The following is a 7,683-nucleotide window of genomic DNA, read 5'->3' as shown; positions in this document are numbered from 1 at the left end:
TCGTCACTCTCCGGCTTGACCTGCCCAGGGCGTGGCATCCAGGCACCTCCTGGGCAGACAACCTACCAGTCGAGACCGTTAAGTCACTGGTATTGTGCTTAGAAGGACAAGTTCTTGACCAAGTGTCAGGTGTGCTGCCGTCACCCCGCCGGCCGCGAGCAGGTCGATCTCGTGTTCCCACTGCGCCCAGTCATAGAAGGGGGTCGTGTAACCGCCGACCGTCAAGTTGTACGCGATCCGATGGCCCATCATGGCGTCGCCCGACACCGTTGCCTTTGCCGGTAGTTCACCTCCGATCGGACGGGTCCCGAGGCGCGAGACATGGGCGGCACCCGTCCGGCGCGCGAAGGCGGCGTAACCGGCGACCGCCGAACCTGCGCCGGACGCGACAACGGTCAGGACCCCATCGGCTGACAAGGCCCGGAAGCCGTCGCCGATCCGTTCGGTGATGCTGACGTGGACGGCGCTCTCGGGCAATCCGCTGAGCCTGCGGATCGCCGCCTCGGCTGCCGCCGTGGGCATCGCACGGTGCTGGGTCTTGTTCATGCGGTCTCCAACGGATGGTGGTGCTCGGCCAAGGCCTGCGGACGGACCCGCAGGACCGCCAGGGAACCGATCAGCGCGATGGCGCCGCCGAGCAGGAACAGCGCTGGATAGCCGCCGAGGGTCGTCACCGCGAGTGAGGCGAGGAAGGGGGCGATGACCTGAGGCGCGGTCAGCGCGACGTGGAACACGCCGAGATCACGGCCGGTGTCACCGGCCCTCGGCAGTACAAGTGTCGCCAGAGCCAGGTCCACTCCGAGATAAAGGCCCAGGGCGAACCCGCTCAGTGCGGTGCAGACCAGGAACGCGGGCCACGTCTGCCACGCCAGAGGGACGAACAACGCAATGGAAAGCAGCAGAGACGACACCAGCACGAAGCTGCGGTGCCGGCGGAAACGGTCGACGAGAGGCCCGGCGCAGACGGTTCCCACGGTGAGGAACACCAGACTGATCGTCAGGGCGGTGGCGACGCCGTCGGCGGGCTTCGTGCCTGGGGGAGGCTCGATGAAGTCCTGGAGGATGTAGAGGGTGAATCCGTTGACCATGTTGTAGCCGAGGTACAGCACGGCCCGCGAGACGAAGACCCAACGGTAGTCCCGGTCGCCGAGGCTGGCGAACAGTTGCCGCACGTCCTCACCCACACTGCGCGGTACGCGCTCGCCCTCCGGACGGCGTCGCGCTTCCCGGGCCACCCAAGCCGACACGGCCGAGGCGAACACGAAGGCCACTGCCAACACCGTGTAGCCCGTCAGCACGGAATCCACGAAGAACGCTCCGAGTTGGACTCCGAGCACACTCCCGACGGGCAGACCCAGCCCTTGCACCGTACTGGCGAGACCATGGCGCCGCGGTGGGATCCGATCGGGGATGGTCGCCAGGACGACGTTCAGGCCGACGTTCACGGTGCCCTGCACCAGGAACCAGCCGGTGAGCAGCCCAGTGATCGATCCGACCGCACCGAGAAGCAGGAGTGAAGCGCCTGTCGCGAGGCCACCGAAGAGGATCCATGGGGTTCGCCGCCCCCACATGCTTCGGGTGCGGTCGGAGAGCAGGCCGGCAACGGGGGGTACTGCGAGCGAGGCGATCGCGCTGGCACCGGTGATGAGCGCGAGGGCGGAGGGGGCCGCATTCCCGGCGATGAGCCTGACTTGCGTCGGCAACAGAACGGAGAGCACTCCGCCGATCGCCGCATAGCCGAAGACATTGATCAGGAACATCGCCGCCAGCATCGGCCAGAGTCGCGCGGTTGACTCAGTGCGTGGAGAACGACTCAGCTCGCCCTGCCGCACGGGTCGTAGGGGCATGTGGGTTACCTCAGAAATGACGGTCTGAACGGCCGCTGACCACTGGAATCTAGTTCTGCCCGCAGGATTAGGCAAGACTGAACGTTCTGTCCTCTCGGTGACCGGATCGGTGTTACCGTGCATGTATGGCGGTGAACACGGTCGGTACCGGCCTTGAGGAGCGGTGGCGGGACATCCTGTCGGTGCACGCGCGCACGATGTCCGAGATCGAGCGCGTGCTGCACCCGCACGGTCTGGGCGCGAGTGATTTCGAGGTGCTCGACATCCTTGCCACCGAGTCGCCCCGGGAGAGCGACCAGTGCCGGGTGCAGAGCCTCGTCGGCCGGGTGCATCTCAGCCAGAGCGCGCTGTCCCGCCTGATCGGCCGCCTGGAGAAGGAGGGCCTCGCGGAGCGGTCCATGTGCGAGGAGGACCGCCGGGGCGTCTGGGTGTCCCTCACCCGCAAGGGCCGTGAACTGCACTCCGAAGTACTGCCGCTGCAACGCGAGGTGCTGGCGAAGATGCTCGACGGCTAGTGCCGCATCAAGCCACCTTCGCCCTGTAGCGCATGGTGGTTGTCGCTAGGCTGTGGTCAGCCGCCGCGGCCAAAAGCGTGATGGGAAATCCCGCTTCAATCTTCGAGATTGTGACCCTTCGTCGGTCTGAGCCAGTTCCAGTCCGGTAGCCCGCGGCGGTCCTGCGTGCCCTGGCGTCGTGCAACGGCGCGAGGTGTTTGTGCCTGGTATGCCGGTTGCACGTGCGCGAGATCGATGACGATGAGGGCATGCGGCTGCTGCGGATCATCCGCCGGGCACCGGGTCGGTAGTGACCTGGCGGCGAGCCCAGATGGTGCTGAGTTCCTGCGCACTGTCGACCTGCTGCTGGACCTGCACGACTCCAGCGCATTCGCCCTCGACAATCCGCTGCAGCGCTTCTGGCGGGACCTCAACGTCGGTGCCTGCCATGCCCAGTTGTCGACCTACCTCACCACCGAGAACCACGGCCTGCTGGTGACCGGGGCGGGCGCACCGGTGCAGGTGGGCTGAGCGCACGACGGCGCGCGGCTGTCCAACCTTGCTCTTTCGATTGGGGTGAGGCCGGACGGTACGGAATGCGCGACGGACCTCCCGGACCACCGCCGTGCCCCGACGCCCGGCGGGCACGTCGTGACGGCCGACGACCGCCTGTGGGTGGTACATGCGCTGGCGAACGCGGGCGAGGCGGAGTTCGACCGCTTCCTCCAGAGGCGACGCGGGTGCCATGGGGCGCGTACGCCCTGCCATGCACCTGTGACTGCCGCTGGCGGAGGCCGGGTTCGGGTGCCGCTCACGGTCATCACGTGGGCGCGTACGTCTGCCGGGCGTTGCCCGACGTCAGGCCGGGACCCTGACGCGTTCCCCATCCGGCAGGCCGACTGCGCAGCCAATGGGCCCCCTGAGTTCGACGTTCGTGGACGTCTGACGCGGCACGTCCACCATTCCTGCTTCCGCCGGGCAGTCTGAAGCCACAGACCCGGGACCGTCACGGTGCGGGCTCCCGGGTGATGCGAAGCCATACCGGCAGGGAAAGCCATGGCCGGTGACCGTCAGGAATCCCTGTCGGTCTCTCCCGCGGTGGTCTTCTGCGACTCCACCTGTGCCAGACGGTCGCGCAAGGCGGCAGCGGACCCCTCGTAGGCGTCTTTGCCCAGCACCAGCCTCATCGGAGCGGGATCCTGCTCTGCGCTGCCGATGATGCGAGCCGCGATTTTCGCCGGGTCACCGGCGAGTGGAACAGAGCCGTTCTTGATGTTCCGTATGAACGAGGCCGGTGTTCCGTCGTAAGCCGCGAGCGGCTCAGCGACCTGGAGGTTGCCGCGGCCGAACTCGGTCGGCGCGCCGTGCGCCTCGACCAGCGTCGCCCCGATGCCGAACGGCGCGACCTCCTTGGCGAGCGCCTCCATGAAACCTTCGACACCCCACTTGCTCGCGTTGTACAGCGAGGCGCCCGCGGCCGCCGTGAGTCCGCCGACCGAGGAGAGCTGGATCAACCGGCCACCGCCTTGCTCGCGCAGGTAGGGCAGAGCGGCGCGGAACGTCTGGATCGATCCGAGCAAGTTGGTGGCGATCTGGTGCTGCACCTGTTCGTCGGTGCACTCTTCCGCAGCGCCGAAGAGGCCGTATCCCGCGTTGGCGATGACGACGTCCACGCGGCCGAAACGGCCGAAGGCGGCGTCCACGACCTCCCTGACCCTGGGCAGGTCGGTGACATCGAGGTCATCGAGCCAGAAGCGGTCGCCGTATCGGGCTCGCAGATCGTCGGCCGAGCCCTTGAGGCGGACTGTCGCTGCGACGCGGTCGCCACGGGCGAGCAGTTGCTCGGCCATCTGCCGCCCAAAACCACTGCTGACTCCGGTGATGAACCATGTGCGTGTCGTCATGCCTGCCATCTCACCGATGACGGAACACAGATGACAGCCCCTGGTGTTCCTGGTAGTGGCAGGGACACCCACCCCATGACTCTCAGGCTTACGATGCACAGGTGGACAACGACCTGGGCGACTTCCTGCGAGCCCGGCGTGAACTCATCACGCCGACGGAAGTGGGATTGCCGCCTGGGAACAATCTGCGCCGGGTGCCAGGGCTACGGCGCGAAGAAGTCGCCATGCTGGCCGGGATCAGCGCCGAGTACTACATCCGTCTTGAGCAGGGACGTGACCGCCATCCCTCCGCTCAGGTGCTCCGGGCGATCGCCGTCGCGCTCCAGCTCGACGCTGAGGGCACGGCGTATCTGATGGCACTCGGCGGCCCCCGGCCACCACGTCGCCCCGCGTGGCGGAAGGATCAGGTGCCTGTCGGCCTGTTGATGTTGCTGCCCACCCTCAACGTGCCCGCGGCCGTCGTCGATCGATACGGCGAGGTACGGGCCGCCAATGCCCTGGCCCGTGCCCTGTCACCCATGATGGCTCCGGGTGCGAACTGGCTCAAGTCGCTGTTCACCGACCCGGCCGCACCGGTCACCCAACCTAACTGGGAGCGATCCACGGCCGTCGCGGTAGCCCATCTGCGCGCCCAGATCGGGCCGGAGACGGAGGACGAGCGCGTGCATGCGCTCATCGGCGAGCTGTCCCTCAAGAGCGTCAGGTTCCGACAGCTGTGGGCACGGCACGATGTACGCACGGCCCATGGTGGCACCCTTCTGCTCAGGCATCCGCGCGTAGGCGACATGGAGTTGCTGGTCGAGAAGTTCGCCGCGCTGGGTACGGACGGTCTGGAGGCGCTGTTCCTCCACGCCCGGCCGGGCACGAACTCGGCTGTCGCCCTGTCAAAGCTCGCTTCGCTGGTCGCACCCGACCAGGAGCCGAATACGGGACAGTTGCACGGATGAGTGACAAGGTGGCTGCGCCGCGCCGGATCCGATGAAGGCACTGCGCCCGCGACGGTGGCCGGTGAGCCGGCCGAGCTGCGCGAGGCTCGAAAGCGGATCCCGTTGCTGGCGTAGGAGAACGAGGTGCTGCGGAGGGCTGCGGCGTATCTGTTGCAGGCGAACCTGCCATCCGAAGATGTGCCCGCTCGTCCGCGAGCTGGCCGCTCCCGATGCTACCCACCGGGTGCCCGTGGCGGTGAGGTACGGGGTTCTCGGGCCGGCCCGCCAGCCCCCGGTCTGCGTAGAGGTCCGACGTCCGGCCCAGCGGGTCATCGTGTGACTTCGGGACGCGACGCCACCCGCCCCTACGATCCCTCCATTTCGCTTCACGGTCATCAGCTCCTCACTTCACCCATGGCAAGTTGCCATGTTCATAAGTTGAGTTAGACCTCTGCGCTGCCGCCTCGGTGCTGAAGAACACCGTCGTCCGCCGCAGCCGCGGGAGGGGGCGATGTGTCGCGAACCGGTGTGCGGTGTGGCCGGTTGGTGCGTCCTCAGCCATCACCTGACGGCAGAGCTCGCAAGATTCGCCATCCGTGTGTGAACTCGGGCCATTTCACCGGCATGTCCCCTGGTCTGTTGGATTCCGTGACTCGCCCGGTTCTCGGCGGCTGTGTCGTCATGTCCGTATGTGTCAGGGGGTGATGGTCGATGGCTTTTATGTCGGGTAACCCTCTGGATAATCTCCCGCAGTGGGTGCGTAATCTTTTCTTTGCCTTGATAGGCGAGTTGTTTCCTGATGCTAATTCAGAGAAAGCGTTTTACGATCGTCTGAATTATGTGACGGCGCGGCTGGATCAGGATGCGTTGCGTAGTGTGCTGGCCAAGGTGAGCGATGATATAGTCAAGGCTTTGCCGGATGAGGTGGCCAGGGCTTATCGGCGGGCGGTGGGTCCGCTCATCGGTGAGGGCGGCCAGAATATTCTGCGTGATTTTGCTCGTGCTCTGGATGGTATTGCGGAGAATCGCCGTAAGGCATCCATGAATATTGTGAAGATGCAGTGGGATCTCGTTGCGGAGCTTGTCCGGCTCGCGGCTGAGATTGCTTTTCTGACGGTGCTCTCATATTTCACGGGTGGTCTGTCGGCGAGTCAGATTTTTCTGGCGAAGCTGCGTTCGCGTCTTGTGCTCCTTCTGACGCTGAATCGTCTGCTGAAGACTCTGCATATCTCGCCGTCGCTGACCGAGGCGATCGATGAGATTCTTCAGGAAATTGCGGTGCAGTTGGCGTTGATGCAGTTCGGTCCGTCCGGGCGCCGGCCGAAGGGGCTTGACGGCAAGGATATTTATCTCTCTGGCTTGACCGGTTTCCTGGCGGGTGGGCTCACCAGTCTTGTGGGGGCCTTTGGCAAGAATGTTGTTGATGGTTACAAGCTGAATTTTTTGAAGGATGGTCTTGATTTCAAGCCCGGTCCGGGTGGTGGGCCGGGTGGCGTGGGTCATCTGACCGGGGGGCCGCATCACAGGCCGGGTCCTGATGGCAGTCCGGGGCCGGATGTGAATCGGCTTCCTGGTGGGAAGTCGGGTGGTGGTCATGGGCTGGGCGGGGGCCCGCATCCGCATTCTGGCGGTCCGGGGCGTTTTCCGGATTCTTATCATTTCCGGATCAGCCCGAATGCGTGGCGTCATGGCGGGGTGGGGCAGTCCAACACGGGCCGGCCGTGGGCGTTGGGGGGTTATTACGGGCTGAAGGGTACGGACGAGTTCCTTGCGGCGGGTGTGGGTGAGACGGCTGCGGAGGTACTCATCAATGGCGCTTTCTATGGGGACTGGTCGTGGAACTGGACGACGTTCCTGGGTGCGGGTCTGAGTGCTGCTCCTGAGGCGGTGTTCAGCGGTGCCGGTGTGAATGGTGGTGCGGGGCTGCGTCGTGTGGTCGACAGGCTCACCGGCGGGTTCCGGGGCCCCTCGGGCGGTGGGCCGGTCACCGAGGCGGGGAAGGGCAGCGACGCCGGCCAGGGCACCGACGCGGACACGGTCAAGGGCGTGGGCAAGGGCTCGGACGCGGGCGTGGATGTCGACATGCTTGCTGATCCTCCGCCGCCGTATGTTCCGGGTGGGCTGCTGCCCGTGACGGAAAGTGGGCTGTCCTCGTCGCTGGTGTCGCCGCCTCCGCTGGTGTCGCCGTTGCCGTTGTCGTCGGTGCCGGACGGGTGGGCGGTGGCCGGTGGTGAGGGTGAGTTGTGGGGGCGTTTGCTGGGTGGGTCTGCGGAGGTGCGGGAGCGGCTTCTGGTTGATCTTGCGGCGTTGCGGGGTTCGGCGGGTCCGGGGCCGGTTGAGGTGGGGGTGCGTGAGCATCTGCATGAGCGCTTGACGGGCGGGCCTGATGGCGGGCTTGTGGGGTCTGGGGTGCGGGTGGTGCCGGTGGGTGAGGGCCCGTCGGTGCTGGGTGATGCCGAGCAGGTCCGCCGGGCGCTGGACGGGCTGGGTGTCCCGGTCGTGGTGGACACGC

The 7,683-nt window shown here is 66.2% G+C and carries 6 protein-coding genes and 2 pseudogenes; 5 read left to right on the top strand and 3 right to left on the bottom strand.

The annotated features are described in order from the left end of the window. Positions 1–78: 78 nt before the first annotated feature. Together H293_RS59635 and H293_RS52405 are read right to left on the bottom strand one after the other, a co-directional pair. Positions 79–546, bottom strand: coding sequence for an alpha-N-acetylglucosaminidase TIM-barrel domain-containing protein (locus H293_RS59635; RefSeq protein ID WP_020124947.1), 468 nt, complete (start codon positions 544–546; stop codon positions 79–81). After that, a complete protein-coding gene (locus H293_RS52405) occupies positions 543–1,970 on the bottom strand; it encodes an MFS transporter (RefSeq protein ID WP_078612960.1) in 1,428 nt (475 codons plus the stop codon). Before H293_RS52405 ends, H293_RS59635 begins: the two co-directional genes overlap by 4 nt. Positions 1,971–1,972: 2 nt before the next feature. Here H293_RS52405 and H293_RS0148395 point away from each other — a divergent pair, with 2 nt between their 5' ends. From H293_RS0148395 to H293_RS0148390, 3 genes and pseudogenes are all read left to right on the top strand, one after another. Continuing rightward, positions 1,973–2,362, top strand: a complete 390-nt coding sequence (locus tag H293_RS0148395) for a MarR family winged helix-turn-helix transcriptional regulator (protein ID WP_020124945.1) — start codon at positions 1,973–1,975, stop codon at positions 2,360–2,362. Between the two features lie 248 nt (positions 2,363–2,610). Next, positions 2,611–2,687: pseudogene (locus H293_RS61975) on the top strand (helix-turn-helix domain-containing protein); the annotation flags it as partial. Continuing rightward, positions 2,657–2,872 carry an acyl-CoA dehydrogenase family protein gene (locus H293_RS0148390; protein ID WP_106968645.1) on the top strand — a complete coding sequence of 72 codons (216 nt, stop codon included), beginning with the start codon at positions 2,657–2,659 and terminating at the stop codon, positions 2,870–2,872. The pseudogene H293_RS61975 and the gene H293_RS0148390, both read left to right, overlap by 31 nt. A gap of 539 nt (positions 2,873–3,411) precedes the next feature. Here the strand turns inward: H293_RS0148390 and H293_RS0148385 are convergent. Continuing rightward, positions 3,412–4,254 (bottom strand): SDR family oxidoreductase, encoded by an 843-nt coding sequence (locus H293_RS0148385; RefSeq protein ID WP_259294750.1) that lies wholly within the window; start codon positions 4,252–4,254, stop codon positions 3,412–3,414. 92 nt (positions 4,255–4,346) lie between these two features. Between H293_RS0148385 and H293_RS0148380 the strand changes: the two genes are divergently transcribed. Next, entirely contained in the window at positions 4,347–5,192 is an 846-nt protein-coding gene (locus tag H293_RS0148380) for a helix-turn-helix domain-containing protein (protein ID WP_020124942.1), read from the top strand. 735 nt (positions 5,193–5,927) lie between these two features. Then, positions 5,928–7,683 (top strand): annotated as a pseudogene (locus tag H293_RS59010) (hypothetical protein); the annotation flags it as partial.

The organism is Streptomyces canus 299MFChir4.1, from assembly GCF_000383615.1.
Classification (GTDB): Bacteria; Actinomycetota; Actinomycetes; order Streptomycetales; family Streptomycetaceae; genus Streptomyces; species Streptomyces canus_C.
Note: the sequence above shows the minus strand (reverse complement) of the source record. Positions and strands in the feature narration are given on the sequence as shown.